Source organism: Rhizobium sp. NPDC092011 (genome assembly GCF_044756305.1).
GTDB lineage: Bacteria > Pseudomonadota > Alphaproteobacteria > Rhizobiales > Rhizobiaceae > Rhizobium.
This window is the reverse complement of the sequence record NZ_JBIVSO010000023.1, coordinates 51,291-73,395: the sequence shown is the minus strand read 5'-3', so window position 1 is coordinate 73,395 and position 22,105 is coordinate 51,291. Positions and strand designations below refer to the sequence as shown.

Here is a 22,105-nt window from a genome sequence, read left to right as displayed (position 1 = left end):
TATGACTACGATCGGGCTACGCCCTCACTCCGTCACACCCCGGCGCGAGTCTCATCCTGATTGACGCTGAATCTCACCTAATTTGCCGCTACGCAGTCTTCGCCAGATCAAGACCAATTGTGTTAACTTCCATTGCGGACGCCTCCTCTTCTCGTGGCGGTTCAAATCACCCCCACAATGGCACATGGATGCCGCCGAGGGGCGTCCACCCCATCACGGGTCATTGAAAGAGCAGAACTCCGTCTTTGATGCGGTGGCTAGACGGCGACGATCTTACAGCGGACGGATTTCGGGCGTGCGCAGGCCAGCATGCAATTGAGGACAGAGCAGCCGAGGGCGACTTCCGTCTGCTGGGCTGCGAATGCACGTGTCCGCAGCCGCCGTCCGATGATCGATTTGTAGCGACCGATCGCCGTCTCGACCAGAGATCGTTTCCCGTAGCTGGTCGCGGCCTGCCACTTCATCTGGCTGTCGGCGTTAATCGCGGCCATATGGGGTCAGAATGTTGATTCGCATGATGCTTCAACCCAGTTTTGCGTTTCGTGATGACCCGGTCGCATATTCGAACTATCCACCTTTTCAGGGTGTTAGATCCATCAGAGCGGGTTAGCGCGAAATTGCAATCGGGTCAAAATCTCCGAAACTCAACACACAGCAGGGAGATGCGCCCACACGGGGAACCGCCCGGTCGCATCGGGCTTGTCGCCGATCTCACAAACCCGCTGACCGCTACGGGTAGATTTCAGGCGATAGCTTTTGTAACAACGGGGTTGTCGGTCCTGATCCCTTCAAGAGCAAGACATGCATTCTGCGGCTCTTTGACATCCCCGGCCTTCGTCCACCTATTGATAGATTAACGCGGCTCAGGTCTCGCTAGATAGAGCGCTCCGAAGATCCGTTTCTACAAAATCACCTCCTTTGAACAGGATCGGCATCTTGAGAGCGTCCGCGCAAGCATAGGACAGGCAGTCGGCGAAGTTGAGTTGGGCGGGATGGCCCTTTCCCTTGCCATAAACGGCGAAGGCTTCCACCGCGCGCCGGGCGATCGCATCGGTGATCGGAACCACGGTAATCTTAGCCACTTGCAGAAAAGCGTCGAACATCTCCTGGGCATCAAGGACCTCCAGCCCAAGAATACGCGCCAGGTTGATGGTGGCCTCAAGCCGGACATGCGCGCCGGTTTGCCGCCGTGTGGCGCCATCGATTGCGCTCAAGTAGGTATCGGCTTCTGGCTCTCCTGCAAGGATGGCGACGAATGCTGAGGTTTCGATGAACATCATTGGCCCCAGAGTGCGTCACGTTCCTCTTTCGTGAACGATGGGGCAGGCGGGAACTTTGCCTTGGCAAGTGCTCGCGCCCGGATATCTGCGACGTGCTGTTTCAAGGGCATGACTTCGTCAGCCCGTTCAATCTCATGCTGTAACGCGAGCTTGATAGCCGCGGTCAAGTTGGAGGCACCACGTTTGCGCATAACGGCTTCCGCCAAAGTGCGAACTTCCTGATCTCTGATGCTGAGCATGTGGCGTCCTCGTTGTCATGACAGCTTCTGTATATACGTATAGACGATATTTGTCCATACGCATTGGGTGTTCCCGTTCGCCCTTTTTCCTGCACGAGCCGCCGGAGCAGGTCTTCGACACTGCGCAAACCAAAGCACAATCGTGCCTGCCTTTTTGCCACCGCTCTCATGCTGCGAAGGTGCCCAATGGCGTCGAAAGCCGATAATCTAGGCCCTGTCGTAGCATCCCTGAAGGCGCCATCAGTACGGCGACCTACATTCAGCGAGATCGGGGCCGCACGCGGGACCAGCATGATTTTCAAGCAGGCGAAGCTCTCGTCCGCTGCTAAGGCGTATCAAACGGGCAGCTCTTGTAACGACAGGATCTTGGGTTCCGATCGCCTCAACAGCAAGTAGTCCAAGAGCTGCGGTCTGTTTCGAGCCTGAGCCTGGCGAGCGCACAGACGGTAGCTATTGCTTGGTCTCGTGACCTCGCAGTCGAATCTAATACATCGTCCTGCGATAATCCTCCTCGAGCCCTTCGTCCATCGTTCGCATTTCCTCGGGGTCCGTGGGAGCTCCCGTCGTTTCGTCCAGGATCATGTTTATGAGCGAGGGCATCTCGCCGCGATCCTGGAAATGATCTGGGCTCCACAACCGGGAACGCCGGAAAGCCTTGGCGCAGTGCAGGAAAACTTCGCTGATGGTTACGATGATCGCAAGTTTCGGTGCACGGCGGTTGACCGCCATATCTTTCAGAAGTTGCGGGTCACGGGTTAGAGCAGCTGATCCGTTTATGCGCAACGTTTCGTCAAAACCGGGAATCAGGAAGAGCAGTCCGACGTTCGGGTTGGCAACAATGTTGGCCAGCGTATCGAGCCGGTTGTTGCCCGGACGATCCGGGATCGCAATGGTGCGCTCATCGAGGACCTTCACAAAACCTGCAGGGTCGCCGCGCGGACTGACGTCAGCCTTTCCGTCCAGATACTGCGAACCGATGCACAGGAACGGCGAGCGCCTGATGAATTCTCGCGCATGCGCTCCCAGAACATTCTGACACTTCAGTGTTGCCAGAGAGTGGGCTGGCTCGAAGAGCGCCCGAAGTGATTGTTCATCTTCAATTGCGAAGTTGGGATTGAGTTCTAACGCTGCCATGATTTATCCCCCCGTTTGCTCGCGTTTATCTCCTTGCCGGTACCGAACATCTCAGATCTCCAGTGGCTCCATCCCGTGAGAAATGAGGTACGTACATCAGTACCAATACATGATGTTGACCGAAGGATCAATGTAATTTGTCGGCTTTGCCGGAGGTCTCGGGTGACAGCAATACCTCTATCTGGCCCCAGTCGGTCCGAAACTGCGATTTTTCCCAAGCTGGAGAGCGAATGAGGAACTACTGCTTTGCAGCGGCCATAAGGGCCCGGACTTCGTGAAGGTCAGAAGCGACGGCGACACAGAGGCCTTGCATCTCCGCGGTCGGCTCGATCAAATCCGGAACCATGATCGTCATCATTCCGGCCGAGGCTGCTGAGCGAACGCCGTTGTGAGAGTCCTCTAAGGCAAGACACAAGTGAGGATCGATCTTCAGCAGTTGCGATGCTTTCAGATATGGGTCAGGCGCTGGTTTGCTGGCAGCATAATCGCCGTGCGCAACAATATGATCGAATCGGCCCTTTATCCCATGCCGATCCAAATGATGGGCGGCACTCTCTCGAAACGAAGATGTCGCAATCGCTCGCGGAATATTCCTCTGATCCAGTTCGTCCAACAATTCAATAACACCGGCTTTGATTGCAAGCCGATCTTCGGCCATCAATTGAAAGTGCCGGAGCCAGGACGATCGAAACGCGTCGATAGGAAACCGAGCGCCGTAATGCTCCAGCAGCTGTGTTTTAATGACGGCCCAAGGACATCCGAGCATTTGGCGATGAAGATGGTCTGTCGTAACGTGGCAACCATCGCTTGCCGCTGCAAACAGCGCGTCTCGATACAGAACCTCTGTATCGAAAAGGAGGCCATCCATATCGAAGACGACGGCCGCTGGAAATCTTGGAAGGCTCATGGGTCCGCAAAGGCCAGGGTTTCGAATAAAGGCTCCATTCCCAGTGCCCCGATCAGCTCTGCAAAGGCAAGCCTGCGTTTCACAACTTTCGACATCGTTTGTGACGTGGGTGCAGCTGTTACTTTCCGTAAGGGGATCGCCAACGTCGCATTCCCAATCCGCGCGCAGGCATCTCTCAGCGCTGGCGCGGGGATGAGGCGGCGGTGAGCGCGCAGTAGTTCCTCACAAGTGACATCGGATGTGGCCCGGCCACCCGTTCGAGCCCAGGCCGTCGAGGCACAGAAGCAAGAGCAAAATTCGAATCACTGAAGACGGAACATTGAAAATTCCGCGTCCCGTTTCGGGTGAGGGGCAGATTTGGGGGGCGCTCAACTTTGACGGGCAACCACATTGTAGCCTACGGTCTTATCACAATCAGATACAGGATACGATCGCGACCGCGGCGGGGCCAAATGAACGGACGGAACATGACAGTCAAGCGTATCGAAGCGGAGGACGCGGAGGTATTCCATCGTGTTCGTCTGGAAGTGCTAGGAGCTGAACCGGCCTCTTACGCTGGCAGCTACGATGATTGGCCAGCTCTTTTGATCGACGAATGGAAGGAGCGAGTAAGCGAGCCGGTGTTCGTCGCCGTTCGAGATCTTCAACCCATCGGGCTGATTGGTCTGCTTCGACAACGTGCGAGCAAGATGGCGCATCGTGCCATGATTATTATAGTTCATGTGCGTAGGGATCGGCGCGGAAGCGGACCTGTCAAGGATCTTTTGCATGCGGTCGCCGACTACACGCGAGATAGCGGCATTCGACAGTTGGGACTGATTGTGGGTACCGAGAATCCAGCGGCTAGTGAAGAGCACAGCCGACAGGCTCAAGGTGCCGAAAACCTCTCTTTCATCCTGTGTCCTCAAAAGCGCTGGAACTGAACCCTATGGATAATATCTGGCAATATCCATGCGCGCACGTGCGGTTCCGCACCCAGCTGGAACCGACACCCTCTTCGACGATCTTACCAATCCCGATATGCGCGACTTTCGCGGCCCCCGCGCACGCGAGATCGCCGAGCAAGCGGCGTGTCGGCTCAGTGCTCGCCTTCTACGCTGGTCTGGCGGTTACCCGGGTGCCGCAGACCATGCGGGTTGATCAACAACGACGGCCGGCCCATGAGATGACCGGGCGCTCGGCCTTGTCGCGATCCGGCGTCCTGTTGGTTGCGGCGATAGGCTGTTCGCTGGGCAGCATCTGGACTGCTCCCCCGGTCATTGCAGCGGCCGCCAAGGATGTTACTGCCGTTGCGCTCGATCGTTGCCTCGCCGATCCGGCAAAGGGATCGACGGGCGACCAGACCGATTGCGAGGCGGCAGCGGAACAGGCTTATGATCGACGGATGAACCAGGCCTATGCGGCGCTGCTAAAGCGGCTTCCTCCGGATGTCGGCGCCAGGATGCGGACTTCGCAGCGGGCGTGGCTCGCCTATCGGGATCAAGAAGCAAAGGCACGAGAGGCGCTCTATGCGACCCGTCATGGCACGATGTACGTGCCGATGGAAAGCGACGACGCCGTCACCCTCGTCGGCGACCGCGCCCGCCTGCTCGAACGATATTTGCGGACATTGAACATTGAATGAGCGGCGGCGCAGGCTCTAGCACAAAATGCCGCGCGGATGACCTCTCTCAGACCGGACCGCTCGACCGCCGCCAGCCAATGACCATGCCTCGTCCATCAAAGTCGACAATGGGATCGACGCCGATCGGTTTGCTCCCGAGGAGCGTCTCGCGCGGATACACCCGGCTTTCGACTCCGTCGCTCGGAAAAAGCTCAATGGTCTTGGCTGCGGGTCCAAGCAGGGCTAGGACATCCTCCGCTCGAAGGTCATCCCTAAGACGACGCATCAGCCGATGCCATTGCCAACGGCGCTTCAAGAAGAGGCGGCGACGCACGCCACCGTTATCGCCGTCAAGACGATGCTCATTACCAAACAGGGTTTCATATTGATATGCCGACCCTGCGCGCGATCCGTGCCTACCACAGAAGATTTTCGGGAGCTTGAACCTTGTCGGTCATTATTTCCCGTATCCTTATTGTGGTTCTTATCCTTTCGGCAGTGACGACGATCCGTGTCATCCGCCGACGCGGGCGCCTAGGCACAAGGGGACAGATGGTGGACCTCCAAAAGAAGCGCCTGCGGGCAGCAAAGCTGCTGGCCGTCGGGGGTATCGCATCGACTGTCTATGGACTATCCAAGCAAGTCCCCGACAAAGCGGACCTGCATCGGGTCGCCGCACGCGTCATCTCCGTCAGCACCGTCCACCTGGTGCAGGAAAACAGCAGTCAGTCCGTCAGCTCGATCAATCCGTTCGCGACGGATTGGTGGATCGAACTTACGGTCGTTCCGTCCTCCCCAGCGGAGGCAGGGACCGATCCGAGGGTATGGAAGGTGTCGGTCATGAAACCGGATGACGAACTTCGAGGTTGGATCGGCTCCGAGATCGTCGGCTCCGTAACTACCCCGGCCGCTCGATCGGAAGCCTTCCAGATTCGCTCGGCGCAAGGCCGGGACCTCGTCGACTACGATACCGCCACGCAATCGCGCCGAAAGTCGGAATTCCTGTTCCTGATCCTCGGCGGTATCGCGCTGGCTGCGTCATTGGTGATCTTTCTGCTGTTCAGGCCGCGACCGACAGGAGGGCCTACTGGATATTTCATTTGGCATTGAGGCCAGCGCGCCGACCGCCACGGCCAGTCGGATCGAATCGGTTCATATAGGGCGTCGGTTGGAGGCATTCCTTCGCACGGTCGGTATCAAATGAGCGGCCTATCGTGATGCATTCGCTCATCACCATCTTTTCGTATGCCGCGATCCTGCTAGCGCTCGGGCCTCTGTTGTTGCTTGCAATCTATGCCCTTGCCAATCGTGCGGGGTGGAGGATCGCCGATCGCCTTTTCAAGGTGCTCGTCCGTGTCCTCGTCGTTCAAGCGGTTATTGCGAGCCTAATCAACCTCTCCCTTGGCGTCGCTCTCATTGGATTATGCATCTGGGCGATGGGGCAACCGAGCCTAAGGTGGGGATTGTCGATCGGGGTGATGACGATCGGGCTCGGTTCATGGCGAGCATGGAGGGGAGCGGTCATGCTGTGGGGGTGGCACCAGTCGCGATAAGGGGGCACCCGCCCGCCAGGATGGATGTCGGCCAATTTCGCCTTCTCCAAAAGAAACCCTAAATAGGCGCCCTTTGCCTCCCGCTCTTTTCGCCGCGATCGAGTTACCACGCAGCGTCTTGTCTCGAGCCAATTGGACGCAGGCCTACCGGCGAGTGTCAAAAAATGTCCTTGACCTCAAGTTTACATGAGGTTGTAGAAAGACAGCGATCGCAACGAAGACGATCCAAAATGGATTGAACATCGCGAAATTCCCTCCCTGCTGGAGCACATCATGATCGCGTTATTTAAATATTCCAAACCCAAGTATTCGAAGGCACGAATTCTGATCGGCGGGGCAAGTCTTCATTGCCTCATGATGTTCACGATGACCAGCGTTTTCACATGGCTGGCTGCTTCATGGGAAACCGCAGATAATTTCAGCGACGGACTAATCGTTTGTGCCATTGGACTGGAAGTTGGCTACTTCGGCGCGGGGCTCATTTGGCCTTTGTCGGATCGTCTAATGCTCGAGATTGCAATCGGAACGATCGCATTTGCTTTGTTCTATTGGATCACCTCCTTTTCCACGCCAGACCGGCTGCTCGCTCAAGGCATATTTGGAACTGCGGGTGGCTTTTTGGCTGCCGTTATATTTCGGCGGATCTTTCTCTTGCCGCCGGCCTTCCCGCGCGTGCCGTAAATCGTTGGCCTTCTCCAGTTCCACCCTCGAATTTGCACCACTTACCGCGTCTCGTAACTGGGGCAGACTGGGAGGCGCTCTCGGCGTGTCGTCCCAAACTGAATTGACACGGCAAACACTTACGAGAATCGTTATGCTTTCGTCGATGAATTCGCTTTCCGATGCTCGAGCTTTGTCGCTGTTTCGTCCGAGCAACGTATCCGCCTCATCAAATACCCACCAACCGTCGACGGCGCAAGACTTGCTCCAAGACTTCACCGGCAATACCGACGATAGGTTTCAAGCAGAAAAAAGCGATAAGAAAGACTATCGATCCCGTTGCCGGGATGAATAAATCCGGTACGGATAACAAGTTCACCATTGATGGCGCAGCCGGCGCAAACAACGGTGATGGCCGTTATATCGAAACCAGAACCGGGTACGGCCTCGTGACGTCTGATGAGGAACTTGAACAGAAAGGCCTAGAGATAGAAAGGGTGCTTGCGCAAGGCAGGGGCGGGATGTGGAAAGCGCAAGGTCCTATCTATTATCATAGGCAAACGGAACGATACAGAAGCTGGACCTTTCTTCGGAATGGGTCACACCAGCAATAGCGACTAAGAGGTTCTATTAGGCAGACGGACGTGACAAGGGTCAAGCGTATAGTGCGAATACTCAAGGCCTATATGAGTTCTTGAAATCACATACAGTCACCGGTGGCGCCGGTCTGCTGCGCGACAAGGCAACCGGAAACTATGCTGGCATCAAGAAGAACGGAACAAAAAAGACAGTTATTCTACCTGTTGATCTGTATATAGTTTTCTCATCAGGAACTTGGATCGAGCGAACGCTTCAGGGCGCCCGATAAGCCGCAGGCGATCAGGGTTCGGCCTCGTGACCCGATTCGATCGAGGATCAAGCATCCCGAAGGAATTGTCGCCTGATGAACAATGACTGATAAAATCCATTTGCGGGCGGACGCAATGGCGACGACGGACACTGAGTAGCAGCAGAGCAGAAAAATCACAGAGGCGCGATCTATCTATCCAAGTTTATTCTATAACAACCAAACCTCGCAAATCTACGCGAAGCTTGGACGGCATATTTGCGAAAGGTTTCGTGGAGTAGTCCGGTTGCCCATCCAGGAAGCATCCAACGTGGGGAATGGGAAGGTTGTGTGCGAATGCATCCTGCTTTGTTTTGCGCTCGATCTGATCGAGCAGCTCGGCACGTGCATGCAAGAAGCTATCCGTGTCTTGGCAGGCAAGATCGATCGTCCCGTATCGCTCATAAACGTAGGCCGGTTGATTGGCCCAATAAATAACCAGCGCAGTGGCGAATTCGCATTGCGGATGTGCCACGATCTGTGTGAGAAACCATGTGCCGCTGTCATAATTGTGTTGCTCTATGATGGCGTACAGTGCAGCTCCCGAAAGTTTAGCAAGATCTTCTACAACCTCGCTTTTGAAGGCTTGAATACCGATTTTTCTCTGTCGAACATAAAAGCGATAAAAAGCCTCGCCTTCCTCGCCTTTCATAGCATTGTCGAAGATCGACTGGTCCATGTCATGATAATAGGTGTCGCCAGCGCATTTGCACTTCAGGATGAGAGTCGGAAGAACTTGTTCGGCAGCCGCACCGCTACGTTGCCGTAATCCAAGCGCTTTGGCCAGTTTTGATACCATGGTTTTGCTCCGTAAGAAGTATCCGTCTGAAAGTGCGGCACGCCACGAAATCGTGGAGAGAATTGTCCAACAAATCTTCGCCCCCCGGCTCATAGGCATCATGGATTGTCCATCCTTTCTAGGGATGAGCCCGTATCAGTATCATTGCAGGCCCGGCTAGTAAGATAAAACCGATCACGAGCGAAAGGCCGATCTTCAGCAATTTGATGCGCCGTGTTCTGGCGCCGTCCCAGTCATAGCCCACGCTGAACCCCGAGCACACACAACAACCTCAGCAGAGATAGCGGCCATCTGTGCTGCAACCAAGAGAAATCGTATACGACTTTCCATAGTGAAGGTGCCTCGGGTGAACGAACTCGGCCATCGACAATGCAAGCGCGTCGCATGAATAATGTCGGGGAGAGAAATATCTCGCCCACATTCGGATCCGTGCAACATCGGCGCAGCTATAGCGATCGCGCTTTTTGATTGCAGGCAAAGCCGGCTCGCTCGAATGTACCGTCCCGCTGGCCGTTAGGAATGACGTTTTCTATTCCGGGCGCCAAGCCGACCGAAGCTGTGGCATGTTTTCGGGAACTTCCCGACGAGCGGCAGCCAGAACTGGCACGGGCTCGTCTTGGTTTAAGATTGGACGGTCGCAAATGACTGCGCAATCTGGCATTCTTCAGGCCGCAATCATGATTGACCGGAGGAACAATGAGCGATCATCAAGAACACCACCCATTCGATGGCCCTCAGATGCAGGGAGTGCACTACGAACGGGCCGATATGTCGGGCGCTAATTTCGACGGCCTAAATCTCGCAGACGCGCGATTTTACGCTGTTTTGACTAAGGCAAGATTCACCCGCACCAATTTGAACGAAGCGGCTTTCGACGATATCTGTCTTGCCGACGCGCGCTTTGACAACGTCAATCTGTCCGGAGCCGCGATCACGAACGCAAATCTATCGCGATTGACCATACGCGATGTCACCTTGGCAGATTCAGACATCAGAGACGCCGATTTGACTGGGATGCGGATCAACGGCGTTCTCGTAACCGATCTATTCATCGCCTATGAAAAGACGAAAACCTGAACGAAGCCGACTTACGTCTGGGCGACTACCGAAGTCATCCCGGAAAGACCAAGAAACCGAGCGACCACGTGGTCTCCGTTCCCCGCCCCGGTCAGGGAGAGCGCCGCCGCCTGTTCCTGTGTTCCTCCAGCACGCCCGTGCCCACCAGCGATTGACGGCCAGATAGCGAGGCAAATAGCTTGCAGGTACGGGTCGGCGTCCTGCCGGGCAAACAGTGCCGCAACGGTCGGCTTCGTCACCGAAGGTAGTGGATATGGGGTCGGCCATGATGAGGCGAGATTTCCACTCGTGCCTCGATGGCAAAGACATCCCTCAGCAAATCTTCCGTTAGCACGTCTTCCGGTGACCCCGAAATGACGACCGCGCCGCACTGCATGACGATCAGCTGGTCGCAGAACATGGCGGCATGGTTGAGATCGTGGAGGGCGATGATGCTGGTGACGGGCAATCCTGAAATCAGCCGCAGAAGACCAATCTGATGCTGGATATCGAGGTGATTGGTCGGTTCGTCGAGAATGAGCTCTTTTGGGGCTTGCGCCAGCGCCCGTGCGATATGAGCGCGCTGCCTTTCGCCACCCGAGAGGCTCTGCCAGGGGTCGGTGCGCTTGCCGATCATGCCGGTGCGCTCAAGTGCATCTTCGACCGCGTCGTCATCTGCGGACCTCCAGCCTGAAAACATCGACCGATGCGGAAAACGGCCGAGCTTGACGACATCGATAACCTTGAGATTGGCATTAGTGGCGGCATGTTGCTCGACGAAGGCGACGCGCATCGCAATCGAGCGGCGCGACATCCGCTGCAGATCCTGCTGTTCGAGCGTGATGCGGCCGGAGTTCGGTCGTTTCAATCCGGCAATGAGGCGCAGAAGCGATGTCTTGCCGGAGCCGTTCGGACCGAGCAGGCCCACCATCTTGCCGGAGGGCGCTTCAAACGAAACGCCGTCAAGCACGATCTTCTCGCCGATCTTCCAGATGATGTTATCGGCCCTGATGCTCATGATGCGCGCTCAAACCGGTAGAGAATGATCGAGAAGAATGGCACGCCCACCAGGGCCGTGACCACCCCGATCGGCAGGACCTGTTGAGGAATGAGAGTGCGAGAGGCAATGTCAGCCAACACCATGAACATCGCTCCAATGATGGCGCAAGCCGGGAGCAGTCGGACATGGAGTGGCCCGACAACGAAACGTGCCACATGCGGCACGACCAGTCCGACAAATCCGATGGAACCGACCATGCTCACAATGGTTGCCGTCATCATCGCAGTCAGCGCGAAGAACCCCAGTCGTGCACGTCCGACATTGACGCCAAGCGATGAGGCCGCCTCGTCGCCGAAGGCGAACGCATCGAGGATCCGCGCACAGAGCAGGCAGACAGTAAGGCCTAAAGCAACGACGATTGATACAAGCACGAATTCCGGCCAGCGGACACCGCCGAAACTGCCCAGCAGCCAGAACATCACATCGCGTGCCTGCTGCGCATTGCCGGATGTCGTCACGATATAGGATGTTGCCGCATTGAACAACTGAGAGGCGGCAACGCCGGCAAGGACGGTGCGATCAGCGCCGCCTCGCGTGCCGTTCGACAAGAGCGCGACGAAAAGAAAGGCCGAAAACGCGCCGGCAAAGGCTCCCGCAGAAAGCGATACAGTACCTGCGCCGACACCCAATATGACAATTGCCACGGCGCCGGTCGAGGCTCCCGCCGAAACGCCGAGCACATAGGGTTCGGCAAGCGGATTTCGGAGAAGCGACTGCATGATGGCGCCCGAAAGGGCAAGGCCTGCTCCACAGAATGCAGCGACCAGTGCCCGGCTCAGGCGATAGTCGAAGATCACAGTCTCGTGGATACGGTTAAGTTCGATCTCCGTCCAACCGAGCTTGTTGCTGACCGCATAGAGCGTCGTCGATAGCGGTATCGGCAGATCGCCAATGCCGACGCTTATCGCAATGATCAGGCCGATGGCCGCAAGAGAGGCGAAAAGCAGCAAGCACATGACGGCCAACTGCTGGAAAATTCGAAACGTGCCGGTCACTTCAGCAGGCCAAGCGCCTTGAGTTGCTCGGCGATCTGCTCGGCGCCATAAATCGTTCGGATGGTGGGGTTCATGGCCTGGCCGTCCATGACGACGATGGCCTTGTTCTTGACGGCAGGCAGCTGGCTGACGGCGGGATCGGTGGTCAAAAACCTGATCTTTGCTTCAGGTTTGTCGAGTTCCCAGCGATTGCGGTCGAGGTTGGCGACGACGATGACGTCAGGATTGGTGGCGATGATACTCTCCCAGCCGAGCGTCGGCCATTCCGCCTCTGCCGCAATGGCGTTACGGCCGCCAAGCACATCGGCGATGAAGCCCGAGGCGCTGTTCTTGCCGCCCAGATAGGCGTCGGAGGAGGGCGACTGGCTGGAGAACCAGAAAACATACGAAAGTGGCTTGCCGTTTCTCGCCACGGAGGAACGAAGAGCCGCCTCGCGAGCCTTGAAATCGGCGATCAGAGCCTGGCCGCGATCGGGAATATTGAAGATCTGCGAGAGCTCATCGATCTCCCTGTAGAGCAGATCCATGTTCCAAAGCTCTCCGCGGCTGCCATACTGATCGTTGGCCGCGGCGGTGCTGAGACACGTGCTTGGCGATAGATAGGTCGGGACACCGACCTTTTCGAAATCCTCGCGCTTTGCGACCTTGCTGCTCGGCCCGATCAGGCTCGGCAGGGCCGCGGCGACGAAATCGGGGTTCTGCGAGAGGAGCGCTTCGAAGGTTGGGAATTCGACCGTCAGGAGCTTGACCTTGGCATTGTCCTCCGCGAGCTCAGGGAGCACCTTGCTCGGCCAAAATGCGGTTCCAACCATCTTGTCCTTAAGACCAAGCAGAAGAAGGATTTCGGCGCTATTTTGCCCAAGCCCGATCGCGCGTTCGGGAGCTTTTTGGAATGTGACCTTGGCGCCGCAATTATCGATTGTCAGGGGATAGGTGGTGGAGGCGGCAGATGCCGCCATTGTTGCCAGGCCCAAACCGGCCCAGAGACCGGAAATGGTCAAAAGTGATTTCAATATAATCACGGAAAAATCCCGGTGGTTGCGATGAGCATTCTCGTGCGAAAGCGCCTGCGGTCGTATAGCCCGGTCAGGCGCACAAAAACAAGAGAATATAACTCATATTTATGCAAGGCAGATCGAGACAGCGGAATTCATCGTTTCGCAGACCGAGCGTGCATCAGGCAGGACTGCTGCGCCGGGTCATCCATCGACGCCGCGCAGAAGCGTCCGTTTCAGCCGATGGATATGACCGGCGCCAATCCCGCAGCAGCCGCCGACGATGGTTGCGCCTGCATCCACCCAGGAGCAGGCAAAGCGTGAATAGGCGTCATCGTTCAGATCGTCACGGGTCATGTGAAGGCCCTCATTGGCCGCGGACTCGCCCTGTTCGCCTTCGAAGGCATTGGCGTAGACGCCGATCCTGAGGTTGGAGCCGGCATGTTCGATGATCGCGGCAGTCGTCTCGACGGCCGCACCCATGACTTCCGGTTTGCTGCAGTTGAACAATAACGCCTCGGCGCCCGAGCTTGCCGCCCTTCGCGCCGCATCCTCGACCGTCTCGCCCGAACGCAATCTCGGGGCGGCGCCGTTCCCTTGGGCGGGATCATCGGCAAGCGTGAACGAGATCCAGAATGGCTTGCCCGTTTCCGCGACTGCCTCGCGCACGGCTTGCCCTTCGGCGAGCAAGCTCAGTGTCTCTCCCAACCACATGTCGACATAGGGATTGAGGTTTTCAACCAGAACCTTGAGATAGTCCTGTACTCGCGATGGATCGAAATTCTGTGGCTCGTAGGACCCGAAGATAGGAGGCAGCGAACCGGCGACCAGAATTTTCCGGTCCACGCACGCATCGGCGGCGGCGCGCGCCAATTGCCCCGAGCGCGCGATGAGGGCCGGCCCCTCCTTCCAGAACCGCTCCTCGCCGATATGGAACGGCACGAGGGCGTAGCTGTTCGTGGTAATGATATCCGAGCCGGCTGCGATGAACTCGTCGTGAACCTGCCGGACGATATCGGGTGAATTGATCAGCGCCAGCGCCGACCATTCCGGCTGCTTCAGCTCCGCGCCGAGACGCAGCAGCTCGCGGCTCATGCCGCCGTCGAGGATCAGGAGTTTGCTCATAGGTGGGATCTCCAGAAGAGGTCGGCTCTGTGGAGAGACCCGGTCTCCCCTTCGTGCCGTGGTTAGCGCCGCATCGGCACCTGCTCCTCCAGAAAGCGGAAGGCGCGTGCGATGATGGCGGTGAGAATGAGGTAGAAGAGGGTAACGACGATCAGCGGCTCGTAGACGAGTAGCGTGTCCTGACGGACCTTGGTGGCAACGGCGTAGAGGTCCATCACAGTGACTGTGAAGGCGAGCGGTGTCGCCTTTAGCTGCATGACGATTTCGCCGCCGATCGTCGGCAATGCGATGCGAATGGCGCGCGGCAACCAGATCCGCCGTATCAGCGTGAAGGGCCGCATGCCGAATGCCCGACCTGCCTCCAGTTCGCCTTTCGGGACGGCAAGCAATGCGCCACGCAAGACTTCCGCTTCGTAGGCAGCATAGTTCAATGTGAAACTGACGGCGGCAAAGAAAAAACCTTCGCGCAAGATCGGCCAGAACGGGCTCTGACGGATGCCCGGGATCATCGGCAAAAGCGAGCCGACACCGTAATAGAGCAACCAGAGCTGTATCAGCAGCGGTGTGCCGCGGAAGAAGGTGCAATAGCCGCGGGCAAGGGTTCGCAGGAGAGGGCCGCCACTGACCTGGGAGAAGGCAAGGCCGATTGCGATGATGAAGCCGAAGACAACGGAAATTACAAGCAGCGACAGCGTCTGCAGAGCTCCCGTCAACAGAAGCGGCCAATACGAGTTTATCCATGAGAAGGTCAATTCAACACTCCTCACGCCGGCTTCGGTTGGCCGCGCCGCACACGCTTCTCGATCAGGCGGAATAGCGCATTCGAGACGAGGGTGAGAGCGAGATAGATGAGGGCGGATGCCAGGAAGAAGATGAAGTAATGCTTGGTGCTGGCACCGGCGAGACGTGTAGCAAGAGCAAGCTCCTGATATCCGACCACCGCGACGAGCGCGCTGTCCTTCGTGACCGACATCCATAGATTGGCAAGACCGGGCAGGGCGTTCGGCAGCAATGCAGGCAGAATGATGCGGCGAAAGCGGAGCCGCGGACCCATGCCGAAAGCCTTTGCCGCCTCGATCTGCCCGACGGGAATTGCCCGGATCGCGCCGCGTAACACCTCCGTCATATAGGCGCCCTGCACGAAACCGAGCACTGCAACCGCGACTGCGAAGCCATTCAATTCAAAGGCAGGCAGGTTGAGCACGGCGAGAAGCCGATTGACGCCGTCCATGCCCGCATAATAGAGCCCGACGATCAGGATCAGCTCCGGGACTGCGCGGATGGCGGTGGTATAGAGTTCGAGCAGAAGGCGCAGCGGTCTGATGCCGGAAAGCTTGCCCAGTGCGCCGCCGGTCCCAAGCAGGAGGCCTATCAGAAATGCGCCAGCGGAGATGGCGACCGTGGAAACGGCTCCGGTCAGCAGTACGCCACCCCATCCGGGTGGATAGGGGGAGAGCAGATCCAGAATACCCTGTTGAGTGGTCGCCATCGTCGCGATGTCTTACTTGGCGCCGTAGATATCGAAACTGAAGTACTTCTTGGTGATCTCGTCGTATTTGCCGCTGGCGCGAACCGCGGCAATAGCTTTATTCAGCTTTGCCTTGAGCTCGGTATCTTCCTTGCGCAGGCCGCCGGAAACACCGGCTCCAAGGATTTCCTTGTCGTCGGCTACATCGCCCATCTTGGCGCAGCAATCCTTGCCGCTGTCGCTTGTCAGGAAGGCATCAAGGGCAAGCGAATCGCCAAACACATAGTCGATACGACCGGCAGACAGATCCTGGAACGCTTCATCGAGGGTCTGATAGGTCTTCTCATCAGCGGCCTTGGCAAAATACTTCTTGTAATATTCGGACTGGATGGTCGATACCTGGATGCCGATTGTCTTCCCCTTGACATCGTCTGCAGTCGCGCCGGGCTTCTGATCCTTCGGTCCGATCAGCGTGCTCGGCGTATTGTAGTACTTGTCGGTGAAGTCGATGACCTTCGAACGTTCGGCCGTATTTGCCATAGACGACCAGATCACGTCGAACTTCTTACTTTGAAGAGCGGGGATCAGGCCATCCCAGGAGAGTTCAACGATCGAGCACTTCTCCTTCATCTCATCGCAAACCGCATTCATCATGTCGATTTCCCAGCCCTGCCACTTGCCTGCGGCATCCTTGGCAAAGAATGGCGGATAGGACTCGTTCATGATGCCGAAGCGAACCTCTGCCTGTGCCGTCATCGTAGAGAGGGCAAGGACAAGCCCGGCAAACAAAGTGGAAGTCAATCTCATCTGGAGGATTCTCCTTGTGGGGTGTCGGTGAAGGAATTGAGGATCAGGCGGGCAGCAGACCGGTGAACTCTCGGCAGCGGGCGCTGAGTGGAGCGTCGAAGACCCGCGCGGGCGGGCCTTCTTCCTCGATGCGTCCATGATGCAAAAACAGAACATGGCTTGAGACATCGCGAGCAAAGCGCATTTCGTGGGTGACCAGAAGCATGGTTCGACCCTCGTCTGCGAGATCCCGAATGACCTTAAGGACTTCGCCGACCAATTCCGGGTCGAGCGCCGAGGTTGGCTCGTCGAAGAGCATCACGGCCGGGTCGATGCAAAGCGCGCGAGCAATCGCCGCGCGCTGCTGCTGGCCTCCGGACAGGAAAGCCGGATAGACATCACGCTTGTCGTAAAGTCCGACCTTGCCAAGTAGCGCCTCCGCCTTCTCGGTCGCCTCGCGACGCGGAACGCCGAGGACATGAACCGGCGCCTCGATGATGTTTTCGAGAACGGTCATGTGAGCCCACAGATTGAAGCTCTGGAACACCATGCCCAGCCCGCTGCGTATCCTTTCGATCTGTCGCCAGCTCTTCGGTTGCATCTGTCCATGGCGGCTCTGCCGAAGTGCGACCTCCTCGCCATTGACGACAATGCGACCGCGATCGGGCAGCTCAAGCAGGTTGATACAACGCAGCAACGTGCTCTTTCCGGATCCGGAGGAGCCGATGATCGAAATGACGTCGCCTTGTTTGGCCGTAGTTGAAACGCCCTTGAGGACGTGATGTGACCCAAAACTCTTGTGAAGATCTTCCACACAAAGCGCCTGGGAGGACAGCTCTGTCATACCCTGTTCCAATAGAAAATATTTTGCGGAGAATATCGCGAGGATGCGCTTAATTTGCGCGCAATTAGCAATTAAAATGCCTAAAAAAGGCAAAAAAATATTTTCTGCGCCTGTTTTATGTTAGGATGCAAATGTCGTCGCAATTGCTCGACGAGCCTTCGGAGGGGTGAGAGTGGAAAGTCTGGATCGTTTTGATCGCGATATCCTCGATATCGTTCAGCGCAATTGCCAACTCACCGCTGAAGCGATTGCCGAAGAGGTCGGCCTTTCGACTTCCGCTGTGCAGAGACGGCTGAAACGTCTGCGTGAGGATGGCGTCATCCGGGCGGAAATTGCGGTCGTTGACCGCAAGGCGACGGGAACCCCGATGGTGTTCATCGTCGGCATGGAGATCGAACGGGACAATTATGATGCACTTGCCAAGTTCCGTCTGTGGGCGGAAAAGCAGGACCATATCCAGCAGGTCTATTATGTGACGGGCGCCGTTGACCTCATTGCCATCGTCACCGCGCGAGATGTCGAGCATTATGACGACATCGCCGCCGTGATCATGGCGGAGAACCCGCAAATCCGCCGCATGCACACGAATGTGGTCTTGCGTGACATCAAGCTCGGTCTGTTCGTTCCGCTCGCAGATGGCGGTGATCCACGCTGATCGAAGAACACGCAATCATTCATCGGCATCCGCCGCGTTTGATTTTGGCCGCCTGAAGTCGGTGCGCGCTCCACAACGGCCCGGCGGGCTTCTGATGGGGCGAACGTCCATCGAGGGCATTCGCTTGCCGAAATAGAGGCGTTGATCGCCGTTTAAAGGAGGCACCACGAAGACTGGGGCGCGAACTCACAAATCCAGGTCCTTCAAACAGGAAGGATCTTTATCCTGGCAGTTCGCCCTTGGTGAACGCGTATCCTTGCGCGCTTGCTCCTTCGAAATTGGCGCCGCTTAAATTGGCTCCATCAAAGACAGTCGCATCGATTGCCGATCCGTGGAAGGTTACATCGGTGAGTTTCGCTCCCGAAAAATCGCAGGTTTTCACATTGCAATTGGAGAGGTCTGCGCCCTCAAGATCAGAGTCCCTGAAGCTGGCCAGGATAAAGCTTCCCGCGAAGATTGCGCCACGAAGGTTGGAATTGCCGAAGTAATAGAAGCGGTTATCGAGATCCAAATCTCGAAGGTCTCGCTCCCCCGCAGCGTAGCGAGCGAGAATGTTCTTGGACGTCGCATCGTCTGGCATGCGATGACAAAAGATCAAAAACTCGCACGGGTCAACAGCTCTCGGCTGATTAGGATTTCCCGGTATTCTTGCCCCGACCGGTTCCACGGCTCAACGGGGCATGATTCAAGGCTTTCATCGATCTGGGAGCCTTTTGCACGACCCGTCGCGGCAGTGAACTGATCCAAGTCGAATGGGGCGTAGTGAGTCCGCCCCTGGTTTTCGCGGCAGAGCCGTGATGGCAATCCTTCGCTCCATTGTTCAAGCCTTGGTGGGAACGATATTCAGCGGCCGCACGGGCGACGACTTGGCCTGGAGAGCGATGGCAGCGTTAGATTGCATCACGGTGACGCTCGGCCCCGCCGGTGTCATTGCGGCCAGGGACGGCGTCTTTCATCGCGCGCCGAGCCTCAAGATCGACGCTGTGGATACAGTGGGCGCAGGTGATACCTTCTGTGGTTATCTCACCGCAGGTCTCGATGAGGGCCTCGACTTTTCGATATCGCTTCAGCGTGCGGTCTGCGCCGCTGCGTTGGCGTGCACGCAAACTTTGGCACAGCCTGCAATTCCCCGCCTGGAAGAGGTGGAGCGCGTACTCGGGCTTGTTGCAAGCTTTGATACCTAACGGCAATTAACGAGCCAGAAACCGCCTTGCTGTACCCAAAATTGAAATCGTCATGGATCGGCTCCTCTTCCTTCAATGACGGATCATCAAACTCGATGTCCTCGGAAGGGCGGGCCATCCCATAACCAACAGCCTACTACCCTTCGCGAAAGCCGTCTGCTGCCCGGACCGCAGGGCAATAAACCGCAGGCGGTCGTTTCTTGACGCAACATCATCGTCTACGGCACGCTCATCGTAGCGGCTCTCTATTTATCGCCAACCTGATTGGTCCGGTAAAGCGCGTTGGCGCCATGAGCGGAATGGCGTTCGAAACCCGCAAGATCACCAGCGAGCCGCGCAAGGGTGAAATCATATCGGTGAAGACGCCCACGACCATCCTGGCACTTCTCGAATTCGTCAGCGGCGCCACGGTTACGCTGACGGCGAGTTGGGACGTGTGGTCCCACCGTCATGCCAACATGGAACTATATGGCACCGAAGGTTCGATCTTCGTCCCGGATCCGAACTCTTTTGGCGGCATAGCAGAGACAAGCGGCCGCGACAACGACATCAAGCCGCTCGACGGTTGGGAGCATCCGTTCGGCATCTTCAACCAGGAAGGCCCTCAAGGTCCGCGCGCGAACTATCGAACAGCCGGCCTCGCCGACCTCATCGGGGCTCTCGGTGAGGGCAACGATCCAAGGTGCTCTCTCGATAGAACCCTGCATTCGGTGGACGTGATGACCTCCATCCTTGTTTCCGGGAAGGAAGGCCGTTTTGTGGATTTGATAACCACGTGCACGCAGCCGGCTGCGCTCGGCATCGAAGAAGCTCAAGCCCTCTTGGCATAACTCGACTCCGGGTGTCGCTTATGCGTGGCGGCGCCCGCAAAGCATTAATGGGGACTAGATGACGTGGGTCTCGACCGACGACCGCCATTCGAAGATGAAGTACAACCGCCCAGGCCGTTTAGGCCTGAAGCTGCCGACCGTCTCGTTCGGCCTCCGGCACAATTTCGGCGGTGACACGCCGCATGATCGCAACATCGATATGTGCCGCACGGTCTTCGATCTCGGCCTGAACGAGCTTCGGGAGTGGAGGTGTTCTCTGCACATACGGACGGTATAGGCAGTACCGAGGAGAACGCGGGTGTGTATAGATGACCTTAGCGTGCAGCGAATGCGTGCCCTCAAATCGATCTTGAGGCAGCTCTGGCCAACAACGACAGCTGGACCGTTTTCAATGCATTATGCGATCTTAATTCGACCGGACCGACAAAGAGCAACATCAACGACTTTCGCGCAATTCTGGTGCGCTAAGACGAAAGGGTATCGGGACATCTCTGTACCTTTGGCATCCCCTCGGGCCGCAGCTCCTTCTTGGGGGCTGCGATCCGGAATATGGCGTTCGGCGCACCATAACCTCGATATCCGGTACGCTGAACGATCTCGAAGAAGAAGCCTTCCCCAAGCGCTCGGCTATATTCACAGGCATCCCACTTGAAGTAAGCCGTTCAACAGTTCTTTGCGACTGCAGCTGTGCTGCCATAGGCTCTAATCTCGGCCTGGCTCATGCCTCCGAATTTGTCGCTCTTCTCGATGGCGAAATAGAGCGCTGGGATGAAGAGAGGCGAGAAAATCACGAGTTGATTGCCCTTGTCTATTAGGTACGTTTGGCAATGTGCGCTTCTCAGGCCAAGCCGCGCGATAGCGGTAACGATCAAAAGGGCGAAGAATCCATATCTGCAGCGCTCGCCGACTATGCTCGCCTTCGCAAATCCTTAACAGAACACCTTCAATTTCTTGACAAAAGCAAGCCACTATTCTGCTTTGAAATCTCAGCATCCCTCACATCTCGGACGCCCCGGACGGCATTGTATCCCGTGAACTGTTGGTTGAGGTATCATCTTGGAAAGCAGAAAGATTACATGAACGCGGTAATTGATTTGGAGTCTTGCGACATCGTCAAAATATTCGATTGCATACCTCACCGTTATCCATTTCTTCTCGTCGACATGATTGTTTCAATGAACGGTGAGGATCAGTGCATTGGTCGCAAAAACGTCTCGATCAATGAGCCTTGTTTTCAAGGACATTTCTCTGGAAGCCCGATCTTTCCAGGGACGCTTATCGTTGAAGGTATGGCGCAAACAGCTGGGATCGCATGCGCTGCTTCAAAGCGGGCACAAGGATTGACGCCAAAGGTTATCTATATGCTTTCCGTGGAAAACGCGAAATTTTGGATTCCCGTGCGCCCAAGCGATGTGGTCGAGTACCACCTCACAAAGCTCGCTTATCGTCGCAATATTTGGCGTTACAGGGGAGAAGCGCGTGTTCATGACGAACTCGTCGCTGAAGCTGAGATTGGTGTCTATTGTGAGTTCGGATGAGTTGGCTTCAATTCCGAATGCTGCTTGGTTCCGGCTTGGCAAGCGCAATTGAACTGTTCACACCTGCTCCTGAGATCAGCCTCAATTCGAAGCTTGGAATTTTCGTTCCCTTCGGAATTGATTTGCCAATGCGTCGGTATTTCGTTTTTGGATCCGCACTAAGGTAGCTGACTGCAGGCGGCGCCTGACAATTTCCACAATAGAGTCTTATGTGGCGCACTTGCATAAAAATCAGAGGCTTAATCAAATTAAGCTCAGGACCTACGGTTCGATTCCGATTCAAGAGCTCAGATTGATCTCAATCGGAAAGAGCTGTCGATTGCGCGAGCGCGAATTCTCGCGTCCATACTGCAGGGAGCAGGGGACCACGCCGACCCGGCTTGTTGCAGATACCCAGACCGCTCGTGCCAAACTGCTGTTTGAAGGTCTGGACTTGCCTCTCTCGCGGAACGATCCGGCTCCTGTAGCTTCACGCCTCCTCATCGGGGCTATCAAAATTCGTGATACT

The 22,105-nt window shown here is 56.6% G+C and carries 22 protein-coding genes and 4 pseudogenes; 11 read left to right on the top strand and 15 right to left on the bottom strand.

Annotated features, from left to right (window positions below):
• Nucleotides 1-257: 257 nt before the first annotated feature.
• The 5 genes and pseudogenes from ACIQJ2_RS36080 to ACIQJ2_RS36060 all read right to left on the bottom strand — a co-directional run.
• Nucleotides 258-494 (bottom strand): annotated as a pseudogene (locus ACIQJ2_RS36080) (IS5/IS1182 family transposase); the annotation flags it as partial.
• 369 nt (nt 495-863) lie between these two features.
• Nucleotides 864-1,280, bottom strand: a complete 417-nt coding sequence (locus ACIQJ2_RS36075; RefSeq protein WP_400677108.1) for a type II toxin-antitoxin system VapC family toxin — start codon at nt 1,278-1,280, stop codon at nt 864-866.
• A complete protein-coding gene (locus tag ACIQJ2_RS36070) occupies nt 1,277-1,519 on the bottom strand; it encodes a type II toxin-antitoxin system VapB family antitoxin (RefSeq protein WP_400677105.1) in 243 nt (80 codons plus the stop codon). The genes ACIQJ2_RS36075 and ACIQJ2_RS36070 overlap by 4 nt, the downstream gene beginning before the upstream one ends.
• 483 nt (nt 1,520-2,002) lie before the next feature.
• A complete protein-coding gene (locus ACIQJ2_RS36065) occupies nt 2,003-2,653 on the bottom strand; it encodes a pyridoxamine 5'-phosphate oxidase family protein (protein ID WP_400677102.1) in 651 nt (216 codons plus the stop codon).
• A 238-nt stretch (nt 2,654-2,891) separates the two neighbouring features.
• Nucleotides 2,892-3,560 (bottom strand): HAD family hydrolase, encoded by a 669-nt coding sequence (locus ACIQJ2_RS36060; RefSeq protein WP_400677099.1) that lies wholly within the window; start codon nt 3,558-3,560, stop codon nt 2,892-2,894.
• A gap of 467 nt (nt 3,561-4,027) precedes the next feature.
• Between ACIQJ2_RS36060 and ACIQJ2_RS36055 the strand changes: the two genes are divergently transcribed.
• The 4 genes from ACIQJ2_RS36055 (at nt 4,028) to ACIQJ2_RS36040 (ending at nt 7,397) form a co-directional block, all read left to right on the top strand.
• The gene (locus tag ACIQJ2_RS36055) at nt 4,028-4,483 is read left to right on the top strand and encodes a GNAT family N-acetyltransferase (protein ID WP_400677096.1); all 456 of its coding nucleotides are present in this window, start codon (nt 4,028-4,030) and stop codon (nt 4,481-4,483) included.
• A gap of 206 nt (nt 4,484-4,689) precedes the next feature.
• Nucleotides 4,690-5,184 (top strand): lysozyme inhibitor LprI family protein, encoded by a 495-nt coding sequence (locus ACIQJ2_RS36050; RefSeq protein ID WP_400746742.1) that lies wholly within the window; start codon nt 4,690-4,692, stop codon nt 5,182-5,184.
• 531 nt (nt 5,185-5,715) lie between these two features.
• The gene (locus ACIQJ2_RS36045) at nt 5,716-6,273 is read left to right on the top strand and encodes a hypothetical protein (protein ID WP_400677090.1); all 558 of its coding nucleotides are present in this window, start codon (nt 5,716-5,718) and stop codon (nt 6,271-6,273) included.
• Between the two features lie 716 nt (nt 6,274-6,989).
• Nucleotides 6,990-7,397 (top strand): hypothetical protein, encoded by a 408-nt coding sequence (locus tag ACIQJ2_RS36040; protein ID WP_400746739.1) that lies wholly within the window; start codon nt 6,990-6,992, stop codon nt 7,395-7,397.
• 1,031 nt (nt 7,398-8,428) lie between these two features.
• On the opposite strand, the gene ACIQJ2_RS36035 is transcribed toward ACIQJ2_RS36040, so the two are convergent.
• Nucleotides 8,429-9,061 (bottom strand): DUF4274 domain-containing protein, encoded by a 633-nt coding sequence (locus ACIQJ2_RS36035; RefSeq protein ID WP_400677084.1) that lies wholly within the window; start codon nt 9,059-9,061, stop codon nt 8,429-8,431.
• Between the two features lie 696 nt (nt 9,062-9,757).
• On the opposite strand from ACIQJ2_RS36035, the gene ACIQJ2_RS36030 reads away from it, so the two are divergent.
• On the top strand, nt 9,758-10,138 hold the full coding sequence (locus ACIQJ2_RS36030; RefSeq protein WP_400677081.1) for a pentapeptide repeat-containing protein: 381 nt from the start codon (nt 9,758-9,760) through the stop codon (nt 10,136-10,138).
• Nucleotides 10,139-10,373: 235 nt separating this feature from the next.
• On the opposite strand, the gene ACIQJ2_RS36025 is transcribed toward ACIQJ2_RS36030, so the two are convergent.
• The 8 genes from ACIQJ2_RS36025 to ACIQJ2_RS35990 form a co-directional block, all read right to left on the bottom strand.
• Nucleotides 10,374-11,135 carry an ABC transporter ATP-binding protein gene (locus ACIQJ2_RS36025; RefSeq protein WP_400677078.1) on the bottom strand — a complete coding sequence of 254 codons (762 nt, stop codon included), beginning with the start codon at nt 11,133-11,135 and terminating at the stop codon, nt 10,374-10,376.
• Nucleotides 11,132-12,133 (bottom strand): FecCD family ABC transporter permease, encoded by a 1,002-nt coding sequence (locus tag ACIQJ2_RS36020; protein WP_400677075.1) that lies wholly within the window; start codon nt 12,131-12,133, stop codon nt 11,132-11,134. Before ACIQJ2_RS36020 ends, ACIQJ2_RS36025 begins: the two co-directional genes overlap by 4 nt.
• 35 nt (nt 12,134-12,168) lie before the next feature.
• Nucleotides 12,169-13,194 carry an ABC transporter substrate-binding protein gene (locus ACIQJ2_RS36015; RefSeq protein ID WP_400677073.1) on the bottom strand — a complete coding sequence of 342 codons (1,026 nt, stop codon included), beginning with the start codon at nt 13,192-13,194 and terminating at the stop codon, nt 12,169-12,171.
• Nucleotides 13,195-13,371: 177 nt separating this feature from the next.
• Nucleotides 13,372-14,292 (bottom strand): homocysteine S-methyltransferase family protein, encoded by a 921-nt coding sequence (locus ACIQJ2_RS36010; RefSeq protein WP_400677070.1) that lies wholly within the window; start codon nt 14,290-14,292, stop codon nt 13,372-13,374.
• 62 nt (nt 14,293-14,354) lie between these two features.
• Nucleotides 14,355-15,044 carry an ABC transporter permease gene (locus ACIQJ2_RS36005; RefSeq protein ID WP_400677067.1) on the bottom strand — a complete coding sequence of 230 codons (690 nt, stop codon included), beginning with the start codon at nt 15,042-15,044 and terminating at the stop codon, nt 14,355-14,357.
• A gap of 11 nt (nt 15,045-15,055) precedes the next feature.
• The gene (locus ACIQJ2_RS36000) at nt 15,056-15,781 is read right to left on the bottom strand and encodes an ABC transporter permease (protein WP_400677064.1); all 726 of its coding nucleotides are present in this window, start codon (nt 15,779-15,781) and stop codon (nt 15,056-15,058) included.
• Nucleotides 15,782-15,793: 12 nt separating this feature from the next.
• Nucleotides 15,794-16,567 carry a transporter substrate-binding domain-containing protein gene (locus tag ACIQJ2_RS35995; protein ID WP_400677061.1) on the bottom strand — a complete coding sequence of 258 codons (774 nt, stop codon included), beginning with the start codon at nt 16,565-16,567 and terminating at the stop codon, nt 15,794-15,796.
• A 43-nt stretch (nt 16,568-16,610) separates the two neighbouring features.
• Complete coding sequence (locus tag ACIQJ2_RS35990; RefSeq protein ID WP_400677058.1) at nt 16,611-17,390, bottom strand: ABC transporter ATP-binding protein; 780 nt, start codon at nt 17,388-17,390, stop codon at nt 16,611-16,613.
• A gap of 172 nt (nt 17,391-17,562) precedes the next feature.
• On the opposite strand from ACIQJ2_RS35990, the gene ACIQJ2_RS35985 reads away from it, so the two are divergent.
• Complete coding sequence (locus ACIQJ2_RS35985; protein WP_400677055.1) at nt 17,563-18,045, top strand: Lrp/AsnC family transcriptional regulator; 483 nt, start codon at nt 17,563-17,565, stop codon at nt 18,043-18,045.
• Nucleotides 18,046-18,265: 220 nt separating this feature from the next.
• On the opposite strand, the gene ACIQJ2_RS35980 is transcribed toward ACIQJ2_RS35985, so the two are convergent.
• Nucleotides 18,266-18,712, bottom strand: coding sequence for a pentapeptide repeat-containing protein (locus ACIQJ2_RS35980; protein ID WP_400677052.1), 447 nt, complete (start codon nt 18,710-18,712; stop codon nt 18,266-18,268).
• Nucleotides 18,713-18,944: 232 nt separating this feature from the next.
• Between ACIQJ2_RS35980 and ACIQJ2_RS35975 the strand changes: the two are divergent.
• The 5 genes and pseudogenes from ACIQJ2_RS35975 to fabZ all read left to right on the top strand — a co-directional run.
• A pseudogene (locus ACIQJ2_RS35975) lies at nt 18,945-19,229 on the top strand (carbohydrate kinase family protein); the annotation flags it as partial.
• Between the two features lie 251 nt (nt 19,230-19,480).
• Nucleotides 19,481-20,059 (top strand): annotated as a pseudogene (locus ACIQJ2_RS35970) (gfo/Idh/MocA family oxidoreductase); the annotation flags it as partial.
• A gap of 58 nt (nt 20,060-20,117) precedes the next feature.
• Nucleotides 20,118-20,288, top strand: a pseudogene (locus tag ACIQJ2_RS35965) (L-glyceraldehyde 3-phosphate reductase); the annotation flags it as partial.
• A gap of 113 nt (nt 20,289-20,401) precedes the next feature.
• Nucleotides 20,402-20,527 (top strand): hypothetical protein, encoded by a 126-nt coding sequence (locus ACIQJ2_RS35960; protein WP_400677116.1) that lies wholly within the window; start codon nt 20,402-20,404, stop codon nt 20,525-20,527.
• Nucleotides 20,528-21,135: 608 nt separating this feature from the next.
• Nucleotides 21,136-21,597: a 3-hydroxyacyl-ACP dehydratase FabZ gene (gene fabZ / locus ACIQJ2_RS35955; RefSeq protein ID WP_400677049.1), complete on the top strand. Its 462-nt coding sequence runs from the start codon at nt 21,136-21,138 to the stop codon at nt 21,595-21,597.
• The last annotated feature ends 508 nt before the right edge of the window (nt 21,598-22,105 follow it).